Consider the following 23,265-nt stretch of genomic DNA (forward strand, 5'->3'; position numbering starts at 1 on the left):
CCTAAAAGGGCCGCGAGTCGTCGCAGTAAACTACATAGTGCGATACAGAATCGGAGAATCGAACGGTCCCCTTCGCTTCAGCGGAGTGCGGCGACGAGGCCCCTATTCGAGCGATGCCCGTCTCGCGGTTAATCGATTGAGTGGGTACGTGACCGTCGAGGTGGCGGTAGCGGCGACGTTGGGGACGACGGCCGAGGTGAGCGAGGCGATTCGCTCGGCCTGCTGAATCCAGTCTGCGCCGCTGGACGCGGCTTCGTCCGGCGCACAGCCACCGAAAAAGCGTCTTCGTCCGTCTGTCAGACCCTATTTCTGCAATCGACCCGCGCCGGTCCTTACTCCACGTCGATGACGACGGGGTCGTCGCTATCGTCGTCCTCGGGGAAGTCGCCCAGTCCGCCGCCGCCGAAGTCGTCGTCGAAGTCGAACTGGTCCTGCAGGTCCGACATCGCCATCTCGAAGTTCCACTGGTTCGCCTTCCAGACCGCGTCGAACAGCGTGCCGACGTACGGAACCGCGCCGCCGGCGGTGTCGATGGCGACGTTCGCCAGCATGGCGACGAGCGTTTTGTACGAGACGCCGAGGCGCGCCGACTCCGCGACGATGTACAGCGAGAACGCCGCGCTGGCGAGGTCGCCGACGACGGGGACGACGCCGAGTATGGGGTCGAGGCCGATGCTGGTGTTGGTCCCGGGTACGTCTATCAGCTCGTCGAAGGCGTGCGCGACGGTTCGCATCCGCTCGACGGCCGCCTCGTCTACCCCCTCGGGAATCTCTCCGTCGTAGCCGTCGAACTCGTCTGCGAAGTCGTCTCGTTCCATGAACAGTCGTAGGGCGCGAACACTGAAAAACCCCGTGGCGGACCGTCTCGCTACCGTTTCTCTCCGTTCGGGCGGAGTATCCGGCGCTTCGAACGGTGCGCGAGTAATTCGAACGGAACGCACCCTTTCGACGAAGTCGCCCCGACGGAGCTATGCTTATCACTGTTCGAGAATATCAGGGAACGATGGTGGACGGAATCGAGATACCGGACGACGCGCTGCGGGCGAAAGTGAAGGGGGAACGCGCGGGGGCGAACGTCGGCGGGATGCAGTACATCGGCTACGAAGTCGGACTGACGACGAACAGCCTCCACGTCTACGGGAAACACTGCAACGCCGACATCGCCGAGGAGGACTTCCGCTACGTGGTGGTCCCCCTCGACAGCGTCCGGGCGGTCAAACTCGCCGACCTGAAAGACCGGGGTCGGTCCGTCGAGATTCTCCTCGGCGAGACGGACGACATCGTCCTCTACAGCGAGAGCCAGAAGACGCTCGGGGAGAACCTCCGGCGTCTCTTCCTCCTCGTCTCCCGACTGCTCTCCTGAGCCGACGGTATCTGCGGAGCCGCGACCGACGAAACCGCTTTCCGGGGCTCCCGCGTAGCCCGCGACATGAGCGACCCCGACGCCGGACCCGACTCCGACGAGGCGTGCGGTCCGCTGGCCGACCGCGAGTGGCGACTCATCCGCGAGGAGGCCAGAGACGGCGCGATGCAGATGGCGCTGGACGAAATCGCCGCCGAGACGGCCGCCGCGGGCGGCCCGCGGACGGTTCGCGTCTACCGATGGGAGCCGAGCACGCTCTCTCTGGGCTACCACCAGGACCCCGAGACGGTCGACTGGGAGCACTGCGAACGCGAGGGCGTCACCGTCACCCGCAGACAGACCGGCGGCGGCGGCATCTACCACGACTTCGACGGCGACATCTCCTACTCGATTATCGCGCCGAAGGCGGAACTGCCGGGCGACCTACTGGAGAGCTACCACCTGCTCTGCGCGCCCGTCCTCGACGCCTTCTCCCGCCTCGGCGTTGACGCCGACTTCGTCGAGGAGTCGGTGCCGGAGATATGGCATCCGGCGTGCTACCTGCGCGAACTCCACCCCGCACACGACGTGGTCGCCGGCGGGAAGAAGGTGAGCGGCAACGCGCAGTACCGGCGAAACGACTCGGTCGTCCAGCACGGGTCGCTGACCTACTCGGCCCGCGCGGCCGAGCACCTCGCGGTGTTCGCCGGCCACGACGTGAGCGCCGAGACGTTCGCGGACCGAGTGGGCGGCATCGACGAGTTCTCCGACGCCTCCCGCGCGGAGGCCGTCTCGGCCGTCGAATCCGCCCTCGCCGAGTGGGCCAACGCCGCCGAGGGCGCGTGGACCGACGACGAACTCGCTCGCGCGCGCAATCGCGCGGAGGAGAAGTACGCCGACGACGAGTGGGTTCGACGCGACCCGCGTGAGCGGTCGCGGTAGAACTAGAACCCGAACGTCTCGACGTCGTTCCCGCCCAACTCGCGGACGACGGCGTCGTGAATCTCGCCGACCGGCGGCGTGTCGCGCGTCGGGTCCAGCCAGTGTTCTCCGACCCACTTGTAGCGGACCGTCAGGTCCTCGTCGACGAGGAAACAGGAGCGGTGCGCGCGGTGGGAGACGCCGAACGCCCGGTAGCGCACGCCGAACGCGTCGGCGAGTTCGAGTCGCGTGTCCGCGAATAGCGGGAAGCCGAGGTCGAACTGGCTGATGAACTTGCGGTGGAGTCGCTCGCCGGACTTGCTCGCGCCGACCACCTGCACGCTGTCGCCCGTGGCGAACCAATCGAAATCGCGGAACTCGCACCACTCGGAGACGCAGTCGGGGCTGAAGTCCGCCGTGTAGAAGTTCAACAGCACCGGCCGCTCGGCGACGAGTGCCGACAGCGTAACGTCCGTCGTCTCTCCGTCCGCCCGGACGAGTCGCCCGCCCACGTCCGGCACCGTCTCCCCCACCGCGAGCCCGACTTCTGACATATACGATGACTACACAGTACCCGAGTATATACTTTCTCGGGAGGTGGGACCCACGTTCGAGAAGCGTCCGGCGCCCGCCGTCCGAAGTCACTATACGTCCCTCCCTCCTGCGGTCTGCCATGCGCGTCGGAGCACACGTCTCGATGGCCAGTTCGAAAGTCTCCTCGGACGAGGAGACGCCGCCGCACGGCAACGTCGCCAACGCGGTCCACCGGCAGGTCGCCTTCGGCGGCAACTGCGGGCAGATATTCACCACCTCGCCGCAGGTGTGGCGGGACCCCGACATCAGCGACGAGGAGGCGGAACTCTTCCGAGCGGAAACGGCGGAGAAACTCGACGGTCCGTGGGTAATCCACTCGTCGTACCTCGTGAACCTCTGTACGCCGAAGGACGACCTCCGTCGGAAATCGCTCGAATCGATGCAGACGGAGGTCGACATGGCCGAGAGACTCGACATCCCGTACGTGAACGTCCACCTCGGCGCGCACACCGGCGCGGGCGAGGAGCAGGGTCTGGAGAACGCCGTCTCGGTGCTGGACGACCTCGACATCCCCGAGGGCGTCACCGTCCTCGTCGAGTCCGACGCCGGGAGCGGAACGAAGATGGGCGACGAGTTCGAGCACCTCGCCTACGTCATCGGGGAGTCCGAACAGGACCTCGATATGTGTCTCGACACGGCCCACGCGTTCGCCGCGGGTTACGACCTCTCGACCGAAGAGGGGGTGTACGACACCGTCGCGGAACTCGACGACGTGGTCGGCCTCGAACACCTCGCGTGCGTCCACCTGAACGACTCCAAACACGAGTGCGGGACGAACAAGGACGAACACGCCCTCATCGGCGAGGGTCTTATCGGCGAGGAGGGAATGTCCGCGTTCATCAACCACCCGGACCTCGCGGACGTCCCTCTCGTCTTGGAGACGCCCACCGAGGACGGCAAAGGGTTCGCGTGGAACATCGCGCGCGTGAAGGAACTCCGCGAGGGCGAGTAGCGAGTTCGCGGTGCGCTGTCGTCGCCCGACTGCCCCTCTCTGTTCGCTGTCAGGTAGGAAGATTGATACTCGGTAGGGCGCAACTCCGCGACGATGACCTTCCGCGACCACCCCGCCTTCTCGCGTCGCTCCGCCCTCCGCGTCGGCGCGGCCACCGGGTTCGGTCTCGCCGTTCCGAACGCCGTCGTTCCCGCCGCCGCCCGCGCGGACGACGACGGCGCGGCGACGACTGAACTCACCGTCGCCACGCGCAACCTCGGTCTCGGCGCGAATCTGTTCGCCCTCTTTCTCGTCGAGTCGATGCAGGGCCTCGCGCGCACCGTCGGCGACCTCTATACCGATATCGAGCGGAGCGCCCCGACCGACCGGATGCGGGCTATCGCGGGTGAACTCGCGCGGACGCGGCCCGACGTGGTCGGCGTACAGGAGGCCGCCCTCGTCCGAACCGACGACGCGGGCGACGGCGGCGCGGGCGGCCCCGACGCCGAGACGGTCGCCTTCGACTTCCTCGCGGACCTCACCGCCGCCCTCGAAGTCGAGGACGAACCGTACGAGGTGGCGGGGGTGACGACGAACGCCGACGCGGAGTTCCCCGGCCTCGTCGACGGCGACGAGATCGACGTGCGCCTCACCGACCGCGACGCCGTCCTCGTCCGCGCCGGCGCCGACGTCGAGGTGACGGAGGCGTCGCCCGCGACGTTCGAGAAGGCCCTGACGGTGCCCCTCGGCGACGACCGGACGTTCCGCGTCGACCGCGGGTACGGCGTCGTCGACGCGACGGTTCGGGGCGAGTCGCTGACCGTCGTCAACACGCACTTGGAGTCGGCGTCCGAGAGCGTCCGCGGCGCTCAGGCCGAGGAACTCGCCGCCGCCCTCGAATCGGTCGACGGCCCCGCGATACTGCTCGGCGACCTGAACGACGGCCCCGAGTTCGAGGGCGGCGCCTACGAGACGCTCGCCGAGGGCCGAATCGACGCGTGGGCGTCGGCCCGCGACGGGGACGGAGACACCTGCTGTCGGGCGTCGACACTGGACGGACCGGGGTCGATGGACACGCGTGTCGACCACGTTCTCGTCGGAGGCGGTCTGACCCCGACCGACGCGCGGTTGGTCGGCGCCGACGCCGAGAGTCGTCTGACCGCGACCGTCGACGGCGAGTCGCGGACCCTGTGGCCCTCCGACCACGCGGGCGTCGTGGCGTCGCTCCGGACGGAGGGGACAGTAGCGGCGGCCGCGGGGATGGGAACGCAGACGGCGCCGGCGGACGAGACGACGGAGACAACGGAGACGGCGGCCGGGAACGACTCCGACGCCCTCGAAACCGAGGGCGAATCCGGAACTGACACGCCGCCGACCGAGTCGGCGGACGCGGCGACGGACACCGGGGCGGGCGGCGACGACGGGTCCGCGGGAACGGACGGACCGACGACGGCGACCGACGCGCCCGGATTCGGTCCGCTCGCGGGTCTCGCCGGCGTCCTCGGCGGTGCGGCCGAACTCGTGCGACGGCGGAGCGACCGTCGGGAGTGAATAGACGGACGGCCGCGACCCGGACCGCTTTTGCCGTTCGGCGGGCAACGCCGACCGTGCGGAAGTTCTCCCCCGAGTACCTCCGGCGGACGCGCGACGGCATGTGGGCGGAGTCCCGCGAGGCCCTCGCGGACCTCTCGTTGGCCGACCGGACGCGTGTGCTCGACGTCGGATGCGGCACCGGCGAACTCTCCCGCGTGCTTGACGCGGAGACGCCCGGCGAGGTGGTCTGTCTCGACGCCGACACCGACCTTCTCGGCGTCGCGCGTCGGGAGACGGGCCTGCCCACCGTCGCGGGAGATGCGACTCGCCTCCCGTTCGTCGACGACGCGTTCGACCTCGCGGTGTGTCAGGCGCTTCTCGTGAACCTCCCCGACCCGGCGGAGGCGCTCGACTCCTTCGCCCGCGTCTCCTCGGACCTCGTCGCCGCCGTCGAACCCGACAACGCGGCGGTCGGCGTGGAGTCGACCGTCTCCGCGGAAGTCGCCCTCGAACGCTCGGTCCGGGAGTCCTACATGGAGGGCGTGCGGACGGACGTCGCCCTCGGCGACCGACTGCCCGACGTCTTCGAGGCCGCCGGCCTCCGCGACGTGCGGACGCGCCGGCACTTCCACCGGAAGGTGACCGAACCGCCGTACGACGAACTCGACTTGGAGGACGCCGCGCGAAAGGCCAACGGCGCGGGACTGGCCGCCCACGAGACCGAACTCCGTCGGACGCTGTCGGACGCGGAGTACGACGCCCTCCGCCGCGACTGGCGCGAGATGGGCCGGTCGGTGGTCGAACAGATGCGCGAGGAGCGGTACCACCGGGCGGAGGTCGTCCCGTTCGACGTGGTGGTCGGTCGCGTTCCCGACTGAGAGCGTCGTCGATGGGAACGGGACCCGCCGACGCTCAGCCCAAGAACAGGTCGACGAGGTTGCCGCTGGACCGTTTTCGATACAGCTCCGAGTAGCCGCAGTTCGTACAGGTGACGACCGTGAACGTCCGGTTCTGGACGTCGAAGAACTTCGAGAGGCCGGTGCCGCTGGTCGCGATGCTGTCCATCTCCGTCTCGGTGCCGCCACATTTGGGGCACCCGCGGTCGCCGTCGCGCGCGTCGTGTGCGTCGTGGCTCATTGCGTTCGATACTGACCGGGTCGCGGCCTGTAGCTTGGTGGGATAATCGCGTTCGCATCGTGACAGTCGCGACAGCAGCGACGCTCGCGGGGTAACGAATAGGGTCGCGTCGGTCCGACGAGAGAGTATGCCCGCAACGTCGCTGTTCTTCGTCCTGTTCGTCCTCCTCGCGATAGGCGTCCCGATAGCTCTCTACCTGCTCATCGACCGCGAGACGGACCAGTCGGAGACGATGGACCGCGCGGACGCCGAGCGAAGAGCGAAAGAGGAGTCGCGGCGCGACCGGTGGTAATCTCGACCCGCCTCACACCACGTCGCCGCGAACCGTCGCGCCCGTCTGCGAGGCGCGGTACTCGCGGACGGCGTCGGCGGCCGTCTCGGCCGTCGCGTCGTCCATCCCGAGCATCGTCAGCGCCTCCGACAGCGTCGGGAAGACGAGGTCCCCCTCCCGGAGTTTCTCCAGCGCCGATTCCGAACGCCGCCCCTCGGCGTACAGGCAGACGCCGCGCGGGTCGAGAATCTGCTCGTAGGCGTCGCGCGCCATCGCACCTTTCAGTCGCTGGGTGACGTTGTCGTCGAAGGAGGCGTTGCAGACTTCGAGGTGGACGGGTTCGTCCTCGGGGAGGAGGTGGGCGGCCAAGCACTTCTCCGGGGCGGCGTACCCGTTGCTGTTCGCGCGAAGGTGCTCTGGGTACGCCTCGGCCCACTCGGCGGAGACGCTCTTGCCGACGCCCTTCACGCCGTGCGAGCGCTCGAACGCCTCGCCGGCCTCGGTGTCGCTGCGCATCAGGAGGTCCTTCGTGACGTACACGTCGAGTCGGTCCACCGGGTCGAGGCCGAGGGCGACGTCGCCGTACACCCACACCTCGCGGATGGGGACGGGCATCGGGTCGGACTCGACGGCGTCGAGGACGGTCTCCACTCGGTCGACGGCGCGGGCGCGTTCCATACCCGGTGTCGGACGCCGGGAGACAAACGGGTTTCGACGCTCTCCTCTCTTCTCCCTCCGCTCCGTTCCGGCCGGACAGCGAAACCCGTATTCGTGCCGGCGGGTTACCGTGCGGTGATGGAGTGCGACAAGTGCGGCCGGGACGCGGTGATGCACGCGGGGTACTCGGGGGCCCACCTCTGCGAGAACCACTTCTGCGCCTCGGTGGAGAAACGCGTCCGCGGCCGGATTCGGAAGGACAGTCTGGTCCCGCGCGACGCGACGCCCGAGGACCCCAACCACTGGGTCATCGGCCTCTCCGGCGGGAAGGACAGCGTCGTGCTCACCCACATCCTCGACGAGACCTTTGGGAAGGACCCCCGCATCGAGATGACGGCGCTGACCATCCACGAGGGCATCGAGGGCTACCGCGACGAGAGCGTCGACGCCTGCGTCGAACTCGCCGAGGACATCGAGATGCGCCACGAACTCGTCACCTACGAGGAGGAGTTCGGCGTCCGCATGGACGACGTGGCCGAGGAGGACCCCGAGAACATGGCCCCCTGCGCGTACTGCGGCGTCTTCCGCCGGGACCTCTTGGAGAACTACGCCGCGGAGTTCGGCGCGGACAAGATGCTCACGGGACACAACCTCGACGACGAGGCGGAGACGGCGCTGATGAACGTCCTCGAAGGGAACGTCAAGCAGATGGCGAAGCACTTTGACGCCAGTCTCGGCCCGTTCGAGGAGCGGAACCCGACCGAGGAGTTCGTCCCCCGGGCGAAACCGCTCCGAGACATCCCCGAAAAAGAGGTCGCCCTCTACGCCCACCTGAAGGACCTCCCCGCGCACATCACCGAGTGCCCGCACGCCTCCGAGGCGTTCCGCGGGGAGATTCAGGAACTCATGCTCGACTTGGAGGACCGCCACCCCGGCACCCGGCACTCTATCATGTCCGGATACGAGGAGATAGCGGAGATGGCCGCCGACCGCTACCGCGGCGACGGGGAGGCGGACCTCGGCGAGTGCGAGCGCTGCGGGTCGACGACGGCGCGGGACGTCTGCCGGAAGTGCCGACTGCTGGAGTCGGTTCGCGCCGTCTGAGCCGACCGGTCGGTCCGACCGTCGCTTCGAAACGTGAGCGACGGCGACGGCTCGGAGTCGAAGAGAAAACGTGAGAATCGGGGTGCGACGAGCGGAAACCGCCCGTGCGGGCCTCCCGTCTACCGGATGACGTCGAGACCGTTCTTGCGTTCCGACTGGTCGCGGCCGCCGTCCGACTGCCACGACCCGTTGACCGAAGAGCGACTTTGCTGTTGGGACTGCGACTGTGCGCGTCCGTCGTCGCTCGCGTCGAACTGCGAACCGCCTTCGATACTCTGGCGGGATTTGTCCGCCTGCTTCTGCGTCGACGGTCCGAGCACCTGCGCGGACTGGACGCCCGTCATGATGGCCATGACGCGGACTTTCCCCTTGTACTCGTCCTGGATGCGAGCGCCCCAGATGACGTTCGCGGAGGCTTCCAGCCGTTCGGTGATGTTGTTCGCGATGCCCTCGGCCTCTTTCAGCGTCAGGTCGGGACCGCCCGTGATGTGGACGAGGCCACCCGAGGCCCCGCGGTAGTCCACGTCGAGAAGCGGGTGGTTCATCGCGTCGTTCACCACCTCTTGGGTCTTGTTCTTGTCTTGAGTCTCGCCGACGAGCATCACCGCGACGCCGCCCTGATTCATGATAGTCGACATGTCGGCGTAGTCGAGGTTGATGAGCGAGGGTTGGGTGATGGTCTCGGAGATGCCCTTGACCGTCTCCGCGATGATTTGGTCCATCACGGAGAACGCCTTCCCGATGGGAAGGTTGGGCACGTAGTCGAGCAGGCGGTTGTTGTCGAGGACGATGATAGAGTCCGCCTCGTTGCGGAGTTTCTCCAGCCCTTCCTCGGCTTTGACCGTCCGCGCGCGTTCGACGTTGAACGGGGTCGAGACCATGCCGACGACGATTGCGCCCTGTTCTTTGGCTATCTTCGAGACGACGGGCGCGGCGCCGGTACCGGTGCCGCCGCCCATGCCGGCCGTGACGAACACGAGGTCCGCGTTACCGAGCACTTCCTTGATGGTGCCCTGCGCCATCTCCGTGGCGCGTTCGCCCATCGAGGGGTCGCCGCCGGCGCCCAGCCCCTGCGTGAGGGATTTGCCGACCAGAATCTTCGTGTCGGCCTCTATCATCTTCAGGTGCTGTTTGTCGGTGTTGATGGCCACCGTTTCGGCGCCGTCGACGCCGATGTTGTAGAGGCGATTGACGGTGTTGTTGCCGGCACCGCCGCAGCCGACGATGACGATTCGGGGGTTTCCGAACTCGTCGTCGTCCGACCGGTCCGCGGCCTCCTGTTTCTCCGCCTCGTCGCGCTCCATGGCCTCTCTGACGATATCCTGCATCGTCTACACCTTGGCCCAGCCGCGTTTGGTCGAGGATTCCCGGTTCTCGACTTGTTGTTCGTTCAACATCTCACGCACGGCGGATCGGATCGCCTCGGACCGGTTCGGGAACTCCCCGGTCTCGACCATGCGTTCGACTTCTTCGATCTGCTGCTTCGGAATTCGTAGTGTCACACGCTCCATTTTATGCATTCCCCCGGTAAGACGGCGCGCACGTCTCGTGCGAGCGTCTTACACACCGAAACCGACGGACAGGAGCGACCTCCGTCCGTCCGACCGGCCGTGTAAGACAACCGTCTTACGCGACAGTTACCACAGACCGGTATGATATAAATGTAACGGACGTGTGTAAGACACTATTCGCGATTATCCCGTATACGCCCGGAAGAAGGTCAGCTACGGTCGAGTACGTCCGCCGCGGACGTCCGACGACCGCACCCCGGACAGAACGCCCAGTCCGAACGCACCTCGTCGCCACACTCGCAGAACACGCGGTGCGTCGCCTTCTCGCCGCAGTTCGCACAGTACACGTCGTCGGCGTCCAGTCCCTCGCCGCACTTCTCGCACGACTTCTCGTGCGCGCCGGCCGCGGGAGACGGGTCCGCTCCCGGTGTCTTACGCTCGGCCACCTCGCCGCGAGACGAACTCTCGGACGCGTTTGCGGGCGTTTCGGCGGCTGCCCCGTCGACGCTGATGTTGACGTTTACGTCCTGCGCTCGGCCGGGGGCGGACATCTGCCCGGTCGCGAGTCGTTCGGTCAGCACCGCGTCGACGCGCTCTCTGACCAGTTCGTCGACGCGGGCGCGAAGCGCGTCGTCGACGGCGGACTCGGCGTCCGACGGCGCACCGTCTCCCCTTGTTTCCGACTTCGACTCCGTCGAACGCTCCGCGCCGTCGAGGTAGAGGCGAAGCGCGTCGCGCATCGCCTCGCTCTTGGAGGTGTCGAGACCCTCCATACGCTCGACGAGTTCCTCGTCGGCGCGGAACGTTATCTTACTCATCGGGGTACTCATTCTCACGGCTCTATTTTAATCTTCCCACACGTCGGACGTTCGCCGCCGTCGGCAAGTGGCAACCGTTAAAACGGGTGACGGGCTACGGACGGGTGCCCGCTCTTAGCTCAGCCTGGTAGAGCAGCCGACTGTAGATCGGCATGTCCCCCGTTCAATTCGGGGAGAGCGGATTAACTTGTACATCCGATCGAGCGAATTGTGCACGGAAGTCACAGCCCGGGAGCGAACGCAGTGTGCCACCCGGAATGTCTTCCGGCGTTCAATTCGGGGAGAGCGGACTTTTCCTGCGGGCGAAGTGAGCGAGTTCAAATCGCCGCGGTAGCCAGGAGCGGAGCGACCGAGACGCCGACCGTTCTGCCGCTTTGCCCCACACTTACACTCGTTCCGCCCGGTATCAGCCTATGGACAAACGGACGCTCGGAACCACCGGGTTCGACGTGACGGAGATCGGACTCGGAACGTGGCAACTCGGCGGCGACTGGGGGGAACTCACCGACGAGGAGGGGCGCGAGGCCGTCCGCGCCGCCCTCAACGAAGGCATCGATTTCCTCGATACCGCCGACGTGTACGGCGACGGGCGGAGCGAACGCCTCGTCGGCGAGGTGCTCGACGAACGCGACGCGTGGGACGAGGTGACGGTGGCGACGAAGGCGGGTCGACGCCTCGACCCGCACGAGTCAGACGGCTACGACGCCGACAACCTCGAACGCTTCGTCGACCGAAGCCGCGAGAAACTCGGCGTCGAGACGCTGGACCTCCTGCAACTGCACTGCCCGCCGTGGGAGACGTACTACCGCCCGGAGACGTTCGAGGCGCTGTCGGACCTCCGCGAGGCGGGCAAACTCGCCCACTACGGCGTCAGCGTCGAGAAAGTCGAACAGGGGCTGAAAGCCATCGAGTACCCCGGCGTCGAGTCGGTACAGATCATCTTCAACCCGTTCCGCCAGCGGCCCGCCGAGCGGTTCCTGCGCGAGGCCGAGAAGCGGAACGTGGGCGTCGTCGTCCGCGTCCCCCTCGCGTCGGGCCTCCTCGCGGGCGCGTTCGACGAGGACGCGGAGTTCCCCGAGGAGGACCACCGCAACTACAACCGCGAGGGCGAGGCGTTCGACGTGGGAGAGACGTTCGCGGGCGTCCCGTTCGAGACGGGCGTCGAGGCGGCCGAGGAACTCGAATCGGTCGTCCCGGAGAACGCGACGATGGCGCAGTTCACCCTCCGCTGGATTCTCGACCACGACGCGGTGACGACCATCATCCCCGGGTCGCTCGACCCCGACCACATCGCGGACAACGTCGGGGTGTCGTCGCTGCCGTCGCTGTCCGTCGACAGACACCGACGGGTCGAGGACGTGTACGACGACTCCGTGCGCGAGCACGTCCACCACCGCTGGTGAGCGGTCCGAACCGAGACGACGAGACCGGACCGAAGCCGCTCAGCCCTCGAACGGGTCCTCGTAGCCGTTGCGGATGAAGTAGCGAACCCAGTTACCCTGCGTGCGGTCGGCGGGGTGGTCGGCGACCTGCTCGTACCGCACGACGCCCTCTTCGTCTATCACGTACGTGGCGGCGATGCCCGTCAGGCCGTGGCTCGTCTCCTCCGTTCCGCTGTACTCCTCGACCACCTCGCCGTCCGGGTCGGCCAGCAGTTGCAGGTCGAGGTCGTAGCGGTCCCGCATCTCCGTCAGCGGTCCGAGGGGGTCCGTCACGACGGGGAGGATATCGACGTTGTCGTGGAACCAGAGGTCGTACGACACCTCCGAGAACGTCTGAAGCTGTTCCGCACAGAAGCTACACCAGTGACCGCGGTTGACGAGGACGACAGTGGGTCCGTCCTCGAGCGTCTCCGAGAGCGTCGTCTCGCCGCCGTTCGTGCTTTCGAGCGTGAAGTCGGGCGCGTCAGAACCTTCGAGACTCATCGTGGTCGGACGGTGGGCCGTCTCCCTCATAGTCACACGGCGGTTCCGCGGCGGGCGCGCAGGACCGACGGATACCGGAGCGACCCGGCGACTCCCGTCGGCTCCGACCGCCCGTCACGCCTTTGGGCGCAGCGACGCTATCTCGACCCATGCCGAGCGATGAACGCGACCTCAACCGTGCGTCGGACCGCAAGCACGAACGCGCCGAGAGCGTCGAGAACATCCTCGAGGAGACGGAGTCGCTCGTCCGCGACGAGCAGAAGTTCCCCGTGCGCTCGGAGGAACTCGCCGAGGAGTACGGCGACCACCCCATCGACATGCCGAACGAGACGGAGTCGCTCGGGTCGGTGTTCGACCGACTCGAGGACGAGGAGGAGTACGACAACGCCGAGGAGGTCCGCGAGGCCGTCTACGGCGCCGTCACCGGCGAGTCCGGCGGCACCGAAGAGTACAACGAGGAACGCGACCTCGGCGCCGTGGACCGCGCCGAAGGGGGGAGCGCCCGAAACGACGTCGACGGCGAGACCATCATGGACGACGTGGCGGCCGACGACGACACCGAACGGCGCGACCTGCCCGAAGAGCGGTAGTCCGTCCCGCTCCGCCGCACACCGCTCCCTTCTCGATCCGATTTCACACCCGACTGGCCGCCTCCTCAGGTATCAAGGGGACGGCGACCGGCCCTTCTCACATGGCAACGACTCTTCCCGCCGCGGAGTACGCGACCCGACTCGACGCCGTCCGCGGCCGACTGGCCGACACTGACGCTGACGCCGCGGTCTGGTTCGGCGCGACGAGCATCGAGTACCTCACCGGCTTCCACCACGTTCCGACCGAACGCCCCGTCGTCCTCGCCGTGACCGACGACCGCGCGGAGATAACGGTGCCCCGCCTGGAGGTCGAACGCGTGCGGGAGAACCCCCGCATCGACGGCGTCCACCATTACTTCGACTACCCCGGCGGCGACCCGATTCGCACCGCGGCCGAGATGCTCTCCGAACGGAACGTCGACGCCGTCGTCGCCGACAGCGACGGCGCGTCGGGGACGATGGGCTACCAAGGCCCGCCGCTCTCGGAGTTCGTCGACGTGGAGACCCAAGGGTGGGTGACGCGCATGCGCTGGGAGAAGACCGATTCGGAGGTGGACCTCATCCGCGAGTCGGCCAAGTGGGCCAATCTCGGCCACCGCTATCTCGCGGACTACACCGAGGTCGGCGCGCACCCGGCGACGGTCTCTCAGCGCGCCTCGACGGACGCCTCGCGCGCGATGCTCGACACGCTCGGAAGCCGCTACTCCGTGCGCGTCCGCGGCGACGGCCCGGTCACCGCGGGCTACATCAGCGGCCGCGAAACGGCGCTCCCGCACGGTCACACGCCGAACGAGCGCCTCTCGAAGGGCGACGTGCTCATCACGGGCGCTTCGGCCGACGTCGACGGCTACCACTCGGAACTCGAACGCACGATGTTCGTCGGCGACTACACCGCCGAGGACGAACACTACTTCGAACTCATGCTGGAGGCGCAGACCGTCGCCATCGACGCCCTCGGTCCCGGCGTCGAACTCGCGTACGTCGACGACGAGGTGACCGCCTACTTTGAGGAGCACGGCGTCGCCGACCTCGCACAACACCACGTCGGTCACAACATCGGTCTCGGCGGCCACGAACCCCCGTACATCGACACCGGATGGGCGGACCACTGCGCCTCCGAGCACACCGACCTGACCGAGTCCGACGCGACGATGGCGCCCGGACACGTCTACACCATCGAACCCGGCCTCTACACCGAGGAGGCGGGCTACCGCCACTCCGACACCGTTGCCGTCACCGACACGGGCACGGAGACGCTCACCAACTTCCCGCGGGACCTGGAGTCGAACGTCATCAGGTAAGCTCTCACTCGCCTTCCCCGCCATCCTCTTGTCGCGTCCCGCCGTTTCACTTTCACTTCCGCCGCGCCCTTTGCCGAGGTTCATACGTGATGGCGGCCACACGATTCGTATGTCGCTCTCCGCGGACACGACGCTCGCGCTCCCGGCGGAACCGCCGTTCGCGTTCGCCCGCTCGGCGTCGGTCCTCGACCGCGCCGCGCCTCCCGCGGGCGGGCGGTACACCCCCCGCGACGCACTCGTGACCGGCGGGTTCGCGCCCGAACCGTTCGTCGCGCACCTCTCCCCGGACGGGCCGGACGCGGTCCGCGCGCACGTCGATTGGCTCGACGGCCGCGGCGACGGGTCGGCCGTCGCCGCCCACCTCGACGCCTTCCTCTCGCTGTCCGACGACCCGACGCCGCTGTACGACGCGGCGGCCGACGACGAGGCGTTCGCGCCCGTGGCCGCCGAACTCCGCGGCTACCACCACGTCCGCTTCCCGACGCCGTTCGAGGCGGCCTGCTGGGCGGCGCTCTCCCGGCGGACGACCACCCCGGTCGCCGCCGCCCGCCGCGACTCGCTCGTTCGCGAACTCGGCCGCGTCGCCGTCGTCGACGGGGAGACGGTGTCGCTGTTCCCGACGGCCCGGACGGTCCGGGCGAATCCCGGCGCCGTGCGAACCGCCGTCGAGGGGACCGCGGCGGACGGGGAGAGGCGGTCCGCGACCGACCGGACCGACCCCGACCGCGCCGACGACTCGGAGTCGATACTCGCCGCCGCCGAACTGTTCGCGGCGTCGGGGTCGGACCTGCGCGAACTCGGGACGGACGACCTGCGGGACCGACTCGCGTCGCTCCGGGGGTTCGGCCCGCGCGCCGCCGCGTTCGTGGCGTTCCGCGGGTTCGGTCGGGCGTCGGTGCTGCCGACGACGGCGGCCCGCCTCCGTTCGCTCGTCGGCGAGGCGTACGGCGTCGAGGACCCCACCGAGGAGACGGTTCGCCGCCTCGCGGAACCCTACGGGGAGTATCGGGGGTACTGGGCGCACTACCTGCACGTCGACGCCCTCCTCGACGAGGAGTGAGCGTCGTCCTCCGACCCCCGTCCGGCAGCTTCAAGTCCGATTTCGCCAATTCACTGGTAGTGGCAGTCTCGTTCGACCTGTTCGGCACGCTCGTCGACGCGGCCCGGCCGGCCGACCCCGCGGCGGCCGTCGCGGCCGAACTCCGCGACAGGGACGTCGCCGTCCCGGACGACTGGGCGGACGCCTACGCCGAGGTCCACATCGACGCGCCGGAGGGGGCCGAAGTCCCCCTCCCCGCGCACGTCTCGGCCGCCCTCCGCTCTCGCGGCGTCGACGCCCCCGCGAACGCCGCGCGTCGCGCCGTCGTCGCCGCGTTCGACCCCGAGGTGCGGACGCGCCCCGGCGCGGCCGACGCCGTCGTCGCCGCCGCCGAACGCGGCCCCGTCGGTCTGTTCTCGAACTGCTCGGTCCCCGAACTCGTCGCGCGGACGCTCATCCGCTCGAACGTCGACCGCGACGTGTTCGCCGCGACGGTGTCCAGCGTCGCCTGCGGGTGGCGCAAGCCCGACCCGCGGGCGTTCAAGACGCTCGCCGGCCGCCTCGACGTCGCCCCCGAGACGCTCGTCCACGTCGGCGACAACTCGTACGCCGACGGCGGCGTCTCCGGCGTCGGCGGCCGCTTCGTCGACGCGACCGAGACCGACTTCGAGGCGTTCGCGGACGCCCTCCGCCGCGGCGCCTCGCTCTCCGAGTTCGTCTCGGAGGGCTGAGCCGTGCCCGCGAGCGCCGCCCTCGTCGTCGCACTCGCGGCCGGCCTCGACGCGGCGTTCGCCGAACCGCCGGCGCGCGTCCACCCCGTCGCCCTCCTCGGTCGCCTCCTCTCGCGTCCGGAACTCCAGTCGCAGTCGTCGCCGCCGTCGCACCCGCGACTCCGCGGCGTCCTCCTCGCCCTCCTCGTTCCCGTCGGCTTCGCCGCCGTCGCGGGTGCCGTCGTCGCCGCGGGTGGAGTCCTCTCGCCGTGGGTCGGCGCCGTCCTCGCCGGCCTCCTGCTGTTCTCGACGACCAGCCTCCGGATGCTGCTGGACGCCGCCCGCGACGTGACGCTCGCGGCCGACGCGGACCTCGAAACCGCCCGACGCGAGTTGCGCGCCCTCGCCGGCCGCGACGCCTCGGCGTTGGACGCCGCGCACGTTCGCTCGGCCGCCGTCGAGAGCGTCGCGGAGAACCTCGCGGACGGCCTCGTCGCACCTCTCCTCGCGTTCGCCGTCTGCGCGCCCGTCTCGCTCCCTCTCGCCGCGGCCGCCGCCGCGTGGGTGAAGGGTGTCAACACGCTCGACTCGATGTTCGGCTACCGGACGAACCCCGTCGGCGAGGCGCCCGCCCGCCTCGACGACGCCGTCATGTGGCTCCCGGCCCGACTCTCGGCCGTGCTCCTCGCCGCTTCGGTCTTTCAGTTCTCCCTCCCGCTCTCCGCCCGCGTCCGGACGCTCGCGCGCCGGCCCCCCTCGCCGAACTCCGGGTGGCCGATGGCGACGATGGCGGCCGTCCTCCCGGCGCGACTCGTCAAGCCGGGCGTCTACGACCTCGACCCGGCGTCCGACGAGGCGGGCACGCCGCTGCCGACGACGGCCGACGCGACGCGCGCCGTCCGGGTGACGAACCGCGCGGGACTGCTCGCGTTCGCCCTCGCGGGGGTGGTGGCGTGGGCCTAATCCCCCTTCCGGCCGCCCTCCGCGGCGGCGTCGCCTTCCTCACCCGCCTCCCCGTCGGGAGCGACGAGGCGTCGTGGGAGGCGTTCCGGCGCACGCCGCTCGCGTTCACGCTCGTCGGCTACCTCGTCGGCGCCCTCGCGGCGCTTCCCCTCCTGCTTCCCGTGCCCGTGCCGACGGCGGCGGCGCTGTACCTCGCCACCCTCTACCTCCTCACGGGCGTCGCGCACGCCGACGGCCTCGCGGACGTCGGCGACGCGGCGGCCGTCCACGGCGACGCCGAGCGTCGGCTCTCGGTGCTCAAAGATTCGCAGACGGGCGTCGGCGGCGCGCTGGCGCTCTGTCTTTGCCTCGTCGCCCTCGGACTCGGCGCGCTCGGCGTCGCGGGCACCCTCCCGAGAACCGCCTTCGCTCTCGCCCTCGCGGCCGAAGTCGGCGCGAAGACGGGGATGGCGACGCTCGTCTGTACCGCCCAGAGCGCCCACGAGGGGATGGGGTCGGCGCTCCTCGACGCCAACGACGCCGCGAACCTCCTCCCCGTCGCCGTCGCTCTCCTCCCCCTCCTCCTCGTCGCGCCCGCCTTGGGCACCGGGGGTGTCGTCGCCGCGGCGCTCACACCCGTCGCGACGGCGCTCCTCGTCGGGCGCTGGGGAGAGAACCATCTCGGCGGCGTCAGCGGCGACGTGCTGGGCGCGGCGAACGAACTCGGGCGCGTCGTCGGCGTCCACGCGGGGGTGGTGGCGTGGACGCTCTTCTGATGTGCGGCGGGCGGGGCACCCGCCTCGGCGGCAGGGTCGAAAAGCCCCTCGTCCCCGTCTGCGGCGTCCCCATGGTCGAACGCGTCGCCGCGGCGCTCCGGGAGAGTCGCGCCGAGACGGTCCACGCGGCCGTCTCGAATAACGCGCCGGAGACGGCCGAGCGCGTCCGCGAGATGGGCCTCGCCGTCGTCGAGACGTCCGGCGAGGGCTACGTCTCCGATTTGACCGCCGCGCTCGATTCGGTCGGGAGACCGGTCGTCACCGCCGCCGCCGACCTGCCGCTCCTCGAACCCGAACACGTGGATGACGCGATTGCGGAGAGTTTCGACCACGGGGGCGATGCCGGCAATGCAGACGACCCCCGTTCGGTCACCGTCTGCGTCCCCGCCGACCTGAAGCGCCGCCTCGGCGTCTCCGCGGATACGACCTTTCGGGGGGAGGACGGACGGGAACTCGCGCCGACGGGGCTGAACGTCGTCGGGAGCGGGGACGACACCGTGCAGTTGACGTGCGACGACCGCCTCGCGGTGAACGTGAACCGACCGTCGGACCTCGAACGCGCGGAGGCGCTGTGCGACTGATACTCGTCGCGGGGACGACCCGCACGGCCGAACGGGAGGGGCTGAGCGCCGCGGGCGCGACGCGCGACCTGCTGTGCCACACGCCGAGCGCCGACGCGGAGATTCTGACCTACGGTGACACCGTCCGCGCGCCGGTCACGCCCGTCAGTCCGACCGGGTGTCCGACGCCGGCGGCCGTCACCCGCGCCGTCCGCGAACTGCTGGGGTTCGACGCCACCGTCGTCGACGGCGGCCTCGCCGAACCGACGGGCGCGCCGACCGTCTCGATGGGTGCCGCCCCCGGCCGCGACATCGGCGAGGCGGACCCGGTGCAGACCGCGCCCGGCGCGTTCGCCGCCGCCCGGCAGTTCGGCCGCGCCCTGCCGGACGAGAAAGTCGTCGTCGGCGAGACCATACCGGGGGGGACGACAACGGCGCAGGCCGTCCTCCGCGCCCTCGGCGAGGAGTGGCCCACGTCCTCGTCGCTGCCGGAGAACCCCGTCGAACTGAAGGAACGAGTCGTCGAGGAGGCGTTCGCGTCCTCCGACCTCGAACCGGGGCGTGCGGCGCACGCGCCCGAACTCGCCGTGCGGTTCGTGGGCGACCCCGTGTTGGCCGTCGCGAGCGGACTCGTCGCGGGAGCGCTCGAATCCGAGACCGAGGTGATTCTCGGCGGCGGTACGCAGATGCTCGCCGTCGCCGCCCTCGTCCGCCACGCGGGCGTCGTCGGACCGCTGACGCTGGCGACCACCTCCTATCTCGCCGACGACGTACCGGAACTGGCGGCGGCCGCGGCGGCGCACGACGTGAACCTCGTCGTCACCGACCCCGGATTCGGCGGCGACGGCGACGGGGCGGGCGGCGTCGACCCCGGTCCCCTCTCGGCCTACGCCGACGGCGTCGCCAAGGAGGGGGCGGCGATGGGCGGCGCCCTCCACCTCGCGGCGCGCGCCGGGCGCCTGGACGAGGTGACCACCGCCACACTTGACGTGCTGGCCCGCCTGCGCTCCGACGATGGACCCTGACTCGGCGTCGTCGGTGTCGAGAGTGCCTCACGGCGGCGACGGCGACCCCGCCGTCGTCGACTTCAGCGCGAACACGAACCCGAAGCGGCCGCCCGGCACCGCTGCCGCCTACGACGCGGCGTACGGTCCGGCGACGCGCTACCCCGACGACGAGTACGCCGACTACCGGGCCGCGGCCGCCGACTACGTCGACTGCGACCCGAGCGACGTGGTCCCGACGGCGGGCGGGTTGACCGCCCTCCGCCTCGCGTTCGGCGTCACCGTCGCCCCCGGCGACGACGTGCTCGTCCCCGAACCCAGTTTCGGCGAGTACGACCGCGAGATTCGCTTACAGGGGGCGACGCCCGTCCCGGTCGCTCACGACGGGATTTTGGAAGCGGACCCGGCGGAGTACGCCGCCGCCGTCGTCTGTACGCCGAACAACCCGACGGGTGAGGCGGCCGCCCCCGACGACCTGCGCGACTTCCTCGCGCGGTGCCGCGCGGCCGACACCGCCCTCGTCGTCGACGAGGCGTTCCTCGACTTCACCGACGACCCGAGCCTCGCGGGTAAATCGGGCGCTATCGTCGCTCGGTCGCTGACGAAGATGTTCGGTCTCCCCGGTCTGCGCGCGGGATTCGCCGTCGCGACGGGCGGCCTCGGCGACGGACTCGACGCCGCGCGGCCAACGTGGGGACTCTCGGTGCCCGCGGCGGCCGTGGGCGCGCACTGCATGCGGCAGTCGACGTTCGTCGAGGAGACGAAGGCGCGCGTCGCCGCGGAGCGAGCGCGGATGCGCGACCGCCTCGAAGCCGACTTCGAGGTGTTCCCCTCCGACGCCCCGTTCCTCCTCCTCGGGGTAGACGGCGACGTGGACGCCCTCCTCGCGCACGCCCGAGAACGCGGGTTCGCCCTGCGCGACGCGCGGACGTTCCCGACGCTGGATTCGCACGTCCGGGTGGCCGTCCGCCTCCCGGAGGAGAACGAGGCCCTCGTCGACGCGCTCTCGGCGTTCGCATGACCGGCGGAGACGCTGGTTCCGACCCCGACGTCGACCCGGTCTTCCAGTCGGTCGTCCGCGACGGGGTCTGTCGGCTTCGGAGACCCGAGACGCGGTGGCTCTCGACGGGCCACGCCGGCGGCCCCTCGACCGGTCCCGTCGCGTACAACGTGAGCGTCCCCGAAGGATGGGACGAGCAGGACGTCGACGGCTACGTCCGCCGCCGCCTCGCCGAGGCCGGGTTCGAGGAGTCGGGGCCGACGCTCCTCACGGGCGTCTCGATGCGGCACGCCCGCCGCGCCCGCCTCGGCCCCGTCGAGGCCGTCGTCACCGCGGGCGTGTCGAACCCGGCGGCGCTTCCCGTCGACGGCGGCGGGGAAGCGACCGCCCCCAATTCGAGCGACGAGGGCGACCGCACGCCCGTCGGCACGGTGAACGTCCTCGTCGGCACGACGCGCGCCCTCGACGCGGGCGCCCTCGCCAACCTCGTCGCCGTCGCCGCCGAGGCGAAGGCCGCGACGCTCCTCGCGCGAACCGGCTTTCCGGGCACGACGACGGACGCCGTCGTGGCCGCCTGCGACCCCGCGGGCGCGGCGGCGGCGTACTCCGGCAGCGCAACCGACGTCGGGTCGGCCGCACGCGCCTGCGTTCGAGACGCCCTCTGCGCGTCGCTCGACTCGCGGTACGGCGGCGGGAGTCACTCCGAGGTTCCCGCCTCCGTCGCGGACGCCGCGTACGGCGTCGTCACCGACGAGCGGGCGTCCGTCTCCGAGATTTTCGGGAGCGAGAACGACTGAGAAGCTTTTATTCCGAACGCGCCGAGGGGATCGTCATGAACGACACACCGGTCCCCGCGGACCTGCCGGGGGTCGTCCTCGCCGGGACCGCATCGAGCGTCGGTAAGACCGTGGCGACGCTGGCCGTCTGCCGCGCCCTCGAACGCGCCGGTCGGACGCCCGTCGCGGCGAAGGCCGGCCCCGACTTCATCGACCCGAGCCACCACGCCGCCTCGCTCGGCCGTCCGTCGCGGACGCTCGACCCGTGGATGACGGGCGAGGACGGTCTCAAGCGGGCGTACGCCCGCGGGGCCGACCACGGCGACGTCTGCGTCGTCGAGGGGATGATGGGGCTGTACGACGGCGACGTGAGCACCGCCACGGTCGCCGCGGACCTCGACCTGCCGGTCGTCCTCGTCGTCGACGCGACGGCGGGGATGGAGAGCGTCGCGGCGACGGCGCTCGGCTTTCGCGCCTACGCCGACCGGATGGACTACGACGTGGACGTGGTCGGCCTCCTCGCCGCCCGCGCTCACGGCGGGCGGCACGAGGAGGGCATCCGGGAGGCGGTCCCCGAGGAGATGCACTACGTCGGCCGGACGCCGCCGCTGGACGGTCTCGACATCCCCGACAGACATCTCGGCCTACACGCCGGGAGCGAGTCCCCGGTCGACGACGACGCCCTCGACGACGCCGCCCGCCACGTCGACGCGGACGAACTGCTCTCGCTGGCGCGCCGCCCGCGGGTGGACGCGCCGCCGGAGCGACCGGCCGACCCCACCGGTCTGACCGTCGCCGTCGCCGAGGACGACGCCTTCCGCTTCGTCTACCCCTCCGTTCGAGAGCAACTCGCCGCGCGGGCGACGGTGGAGACGTTCGCGCCCGTCGCGGGCGACGACCTGCCCGACTGCGACGCCGTCTACCTCCCCGGCGGCTACCCCGAGAAGCGCGCCGCGGACCTCGCCGAATCGCCGGCGCTGTCGGCTATCGCGGACCGCGCGGCGGAGGATCTGCCCGTCTTCGGCGAGTGCGGCGGGCTGATGGCTCTCGGCGAGACGCTGACGACCGAGGACGGAGACGAGCACGCGATGGCGGGCGTCCTGCCCGTCTCGACGCGGATGACCGACGGACCGGTCGCCCTCGACCACGTGGGCTACCGGGCGCGTCGGGACTCGCTCGTCGCGTCCGCGGGCGAGTCGCTGCGCGGCCACGAGTTCCACTACTCGGCGGCGACGGCCGCCCCCGACGCGCGCTTCGCGTTCGAGGTGGTCCGCGGCGCGGGCGTCGACGGCGCGAACGACGGCATCGAGGAGTACCGGACGCTCGGCACGTACGCGCACTTCCACGCCGAGTCGGGCGCGTTCGACGCGTTCCTCGACGCGGCGGCGGAGTGAGACCGAGAAGAGACCGAGCGACGGCGGCCGGAACGGGCGGTAACTCGTAACTCGACGGTGTCAGTTGGCTCTGTTACAATCCTCTGCCGACGATAGTTTGTTGAGGCCGTGCTGAATACAGAGCGCGAATGCAGCAGCGTATCGAGTCGAATTTCTTCGTTTCCGGGGTATCCAGAACCCCTATAATCCGCCCTCCGACAACGAAGGATGATGCACCGGCGGACGATGATTGGGCTGCTGGCCGCTGGAACAACGGCGATGGCAGGGTGCGGATTCGACCAGCGTGTCTCCGGCGGAGATGTCCAAATTACGAATCGGGATAGCTCGCACACGGTCACCGTTCACCTCCGGCAAATAGACGATGGAGGCTAGACAGAGACGTTCCAAGGGACGCCTCCACAGCGGCGAGTACTCACGCTCGATTCCGAC

Annotated in this window: 27 protein-coding genes and 1 tRNA gene; 20 read left to right on the top strand and 8 right to left on the bottom strand. The window is 69.8% G+C overall.

Annotation, left to right across the window (positions count from 1 at the left end; all coding sequences use genetic code 11):
* Window positions 1–332: 332 nt before the first annotated feature.
* Window positions 333–818 (bottom strand): DUF4112 domain-containing protein, encoded by a 486-nt coding sequence (locus tag NDI76_RS03695; protein ID WP_310922665.1) that lies wholly within the window; start codon window positions 816–818, stop codon window positions 333–335.
* 185 nt (window positions 819–1,003) lie between these two features.
* Between NDI76_RS03695 and NDI76_RS03700 the strand changes: the two genes are divergently transcribed.
* On the top strand, window positions 1,004–1,363 hold the full coding sequence (locus NDI76_RS03700) for a hypothetical protein (RefSeq protein WP_310922666.1): 360 nt from the start codon (window positions 1,004–1,006) through the stop codon (window positions 1,361–1,363).
* Between the two features lie 66 nt (window positions 1,364–1,429).
* On the top strand, window positions 1,430–2,284 hold the full coding sequence (locus NDI76_RS03705) for a lipoate--protein ligase family protein (protein WP_310922667.1): 855 nt from the start codon (window positions 1,430–1,432) through the stop codon (window positions 2,282–2,284).
* Window positions 2,285–2,286: 2 nt separating this feature from the next.
* On the opposite strand, the gene NDI76_RS03710 is transcribed toward NDI76_RS03705, so the two are convergent.
* Window positions 2,287–2,817, bottom strand: coding sequence for a redoxin domain-containing protein (locus NDI76_RS03710; protein WP_310922668.1), 531 nt, complete (start codon window positions 2,815–2,817; stop codon window positions 2,287–2,289).
* 119 nt (window positions 2,818–2,936) lie between these two features.
* On the opposite strand from NDI76_RS03710, the gene NDI76_RS03715 reads away from it, so the two are divergent.
* From NDI76_RS03715 to NDI76_RS03725, 3 genes are all read left to right on the top strand, one after another.
* Window positions 2,937–3,809 carry a deoxyribonuclease IV gene (locus tag NDI76_RS03715; RefSeq protein WP_310922669.1) on the top strand — a complete coding sequence of 291 codons (873 nt, stop codon included), beginning with the start codon at window positions 2,937–2,939 and terminating at the stop codon, window positions 3,807–3,809.
* Window positions 3,810–3,902: 93 nt separating this feature from the next.
* Window positions 3,903–5,339, top strand: coding sequence for an endonuclease/exonuclease/phosphatase family protein (locus NDI76_RS03720; RefSeq protein WP_310922671.1), 1,437 nt, complete (start codon window positions 3,903–3,905; stop codon window positions 5,337–5,339).
* 56 nt (window positions 5,340–5,395) lie between these two features.
* A complete protein-coding gene (locus tag NDI76_RS03725; RefSeq protein WP_310922672.1) occupies window positions 5,396–6,199 on the top strand; it encodes a class I SAM-dependent methyltransferase in 804 nt (267 codons plus the stop codon).
* A 34-nt stretch (window positions 6,200–6,233) separates the two neighbouring features.
* Here NDI76_RS03725 and NDI76_RS03730 read toward each other — a convergent pair whose 3' ends face one another.
* Window positions 6,234–6,458, bottom strand: coding sequence for a zinc ribbon domain-containing protein (locus NDI76_RS03730; RefSeq protein WP_425498318.1), 225 nt, complete (start codon window positions 6,456–6,458; stop codon window positions 6,234–6,236).
* 127 nt (window positions 6,459–6,585) lie between these two features.
* On the opposite strand from NDI76_RS03730, the gene NDI76_RS03735 reads away from it, so the two are divergent.
* Window positions 6,586–6,750: a DUF8143 family protein gene (locus tag NDI76_RS03735; protein ID WP_310922673.1), complete on the top strand. Its 165-nt coding sequence runs from the start codon at window positions 6,586–6,588 to the stop codon at window positions 6,748–6,750.
* A gap of 12 nt (window positions 6,751–6,762) precedes the next feature.
* On the opposite strand, the gene NDI76_RS03740 is transcribed toward NDI76_RS03735, so the two are convergent.
* Window positions 6,763–7,407, bottom strand: a complete 645-nt coding sequence (locus NDI76_RS03740; protein WP_310922674.1) for a DUF7095 family protein — start codon at window positions 7,405–7,407, stop codon at window positions 6,763–6,765.
* 117 nt (window positions 7,408–7,524) lie between these two features.
* Here NDI76_RS03740 and ncsA point away from each other — a divergent pair, with 117 nt between their 5' ends.
* Window positions 7,525–8,490: a tRNA 2-thiolation protein NcsA gene (ncsA, locus tag NDI76_RS03745; protein ID WP_310922675.1), complete on the top strand. Its 966-nt coding sequence runs from the start codon at window positions 7,525–7,527 to the stop codon at window positions 8,488–8,490.
* 119 nt (window positions 8,491–8,609) lie between these two features.
* Here the strand turns inward: ncsA and ftsZ are convergent, their stop codons facing one another.
* From ftsZ to NDI76_RS03760, 3 genes are all read right to left on the bottom strand, one after another.
* Complete coding sequence (gene ftsZ, locus NDI76_RS03750; protein ID WP_310922676.1) at window positions 8,610–9,818, bottom strand: cell division protein FtsZ; 1,209 nt, start codon at window positions 9,816–9,818, stop codon at window positions 8,610–8,612.
* Between the two features lie 3 nt (window positions 9,819–9,821).
* On the bottom strand, window positions 9,822–10,001 hold the full coding sequence (locus NDI76_RS03755) for a ribbon-helix-helix domain-containing protein (RefSeq protein WP_049916951.1): 180 nt from the start codon (window positions 9,999–10,001) through the stop codon (window positions 9,822–9,824).
* A gap of 209 nt (window positions 10,002–10,210) precedes the next feature.
* Window positions 10,211–10,819, bottom strand: coding sequence for a double zinc ribbon domain-containing protein (locus NDI76_RS03760; protein WP_310922677.1), 609 nt, complete (start codon window positions 10,817–10,819; stop codon window positions 10,211–10,213).
* A 108-nt stretch (window positions 10,820–10,927) separates the two neighbouring features.
* Here NDI76_RS03760 and NDI76_RS03765 point away from each other — a divergent pair.
* Both NDI76_RS03765 and NDI76_RS03770 read left to right on the top strand, forming a co-directional pair.
* Window positions 10,928–11,001: transfer RNA gene (locus NDI76_RS03765), tRNA-Tyr, on the top strand.
* Between the two features lie 231 nt (window positions 11,002–11,232).
* Window positions 11,233–12,222: an aldo/keto reductase gene (locus tag NDI76_RS03770; RefSeq protein WP_310922678.1), complete on the top strand. Its 990-nt coding sequence runs from the start codon at window positions 11,233–11,235 to the stop codon at window positions 12,220–12,222.
* 39 nt (window positions 12,223–12,261) lie between these two features.
* Here the strand turns inward: NDI76_RS03770 and NDI76_RS03775 are convergent, their stop codons facing one another.
* Window positions 12,262–12,744: a peroxiredoxin family protein gene (locus NDI76_RS03775; RefSeq protein ID WP_310922679.1), complete on the bottom strand. Its 483-nt coding sequence runs from the start codon at window positions 12,742–12,744 to the stop codon at window positions 12,262–12,264.
* Window positions 12,745–12,893: 149 nt separating this feature from the next.
* Here NDI76_RS03775 and NDI76_RS03780 point away from each other — a divergent pair, with 149 nt between their 5' ends.
* The 11 genes from NDI76_RS03780 to NDI76_RS03830 all read left to right on the top strand — a co-directional run bounded on the left by NDI76_RS03780 (window position 12,894) and on the right by NDI76_RS03830 (window position 22,836).
* Window positions 12,894–13,334 (top strand): DUF5789 family protein, encoded by a 441-nt coding sequence (locus NDI76_RS03780; RefSeq protein WP_310922680.1) that lies wholly within the window; start codon window positions 12,894–12,896, stop codon window positions 13,332–13,334.
* A 101-nt stretch (window positions 13,335–13,435) separates the two neighbouring features.
* A complete protein-coding gene (locus tag NDI76_RS03785) occupies window positions 13,436–14,635 on the top strand; it encodes a M24 family metallopeptidase (RefSeq protein ID WP_310922681.1) in 1,200 nt (399 codons plus the stop codon).
* 109 nt (window positions 14,636–14,744) lie between these two features.
* Complete coding sequence (locus NDI76_RS03790; RefSeq protein WP_310922682.1) at window positions 14,745–15,695, top strand: DNA-3-methyladenine glycosylase family protein; 951 nt, start codon at window positions 14,745–14,747, stop codon at window positions 15,693–15,695.
* 59 nt (window positions 15,696–15,754) lie between these two features.
* Window positions 15,755–16,405, top strand: coding sequence for an HAD family hydrolase (locus tag NDI76_RS03795; protein WP_310922683.1), 651 nt, complete (start codon window positions 15,755–15,757; stop codon window positions 16,403–16,405).
* Window positions 16,406–16,408: 3 nt separating this feature from the next.
* Window positions 16,409–17,347 carry an adenosylcobinamide-phosphate synthase CbiB gene (gene cbiB / locus NDI76_RS03800; protein WP_310922684.1) on the top strand — a complete coding sequence of 313 codons (939 nt, stop codon included), beginning with the start codon at window positions 16,409–16,411 and terminating at the stop codon, window positions 17,345–17,347.
* The gene (gene cobS / locus NDI76_RS03805; RefSeq protein WP_310922685.1) at window positions 17,338–18,102 is read left to right on the top strand and encodes an adenosylcobinamide-GDP ribazoletransferase; all 765 of its coding nucleotides are present in this window, start codon (window positions 17,338–17,340) and stop codon (window positions 18,100–18,102) included. Before cbiB ends, cobS begins: the two co-directional genes overlap by 10 nt.
* Window positions 18,102–18,683, top strand: coding sequence for an NTP transferase domain-containing protein (locus tag NDI76_RS03810; RefSeq protein ID WP_310923858.1), 582 nt, complete (start codon window positions 18,102–18,104; stop codon window positions 18,681–18,683). Before cobS ends, NDI76_RS03810 begins: the two co-directional genes overlap by 1 nt.
* The gene (locus NDI76_RS03815) at window positions 18,674–19,687 is read left to right on the top strand and encodes a nicotinate-nucleotide--dimethylbenzimidazole phosphoribosyltransferase (RefSeq protein ID WP_310922686.1); all 1,014 of its coding nucleotides are present in this window, start codon (window positions 18,674–18,676) and stop codon (window positions 19,685–19,687) included. The genes NDI76_RS03810 and NDI76_RS03815 overlap by 10 nt, the downstream gene beginning before the upstream one ends.
* Window positions 19,677–20,687, top strand: coding sequence for an aminotransferase class I/II-fold pyridoxal phosphate-dependent enzyme (locus NDI76_RS03820; RefSeq protein ID WP_310922687.1), 1,011 nt, complete (start codon window positions 19,677–19,679; stop codon window positions 20,685–20,687). The genes NDI76_RS03815 and NDI76_RS03820 overlap by 11 nt, the downstream gene beginning before the upstream one ends.
* On the top strand, window positions 20,684–21,463 hold the full coding sequence (locus NDI76_RS03825) for an adenosylcobinamide amidohydrolase (RefSeq protein WP_310922688.1): 780 nt from the start codon (window positions 20,684–20,686) through the stop codon (window positions 21,461–21,463). The genes NDI76_RS03820 and NDI76_RS03825 overlap by 4 nt, the downstream gene beginning before the upstream one ends.
* Window positions 21,464–21,525: 62 nt before the next feature.
* Window positions 21,526–22,836 (top strand): cobyrinic acid a,c-diamide synthase CobB, encoded by a 1,311-nt coding sequence (locus NDI76_RS03830; protein WP_310923859.1) that lies wholly within the window; start codon window positions 21,526–21,528, stop codon window positions 22,834–22,836.
* Window positions 22,837–23,265: the final 429 nt, after the last annotated feature.

The organism is Halogeometricum sp. S1BR25-6 (assembly GCF_031624495.1).
In the GTDB taxonomy this organism is placed as follows: domain Archaea; phylum Halobacteriota; class Halobacteria; order Halobacteriales; family Haloferacaceae; genus Halogeometricum; species Halogeometricum salsisoli.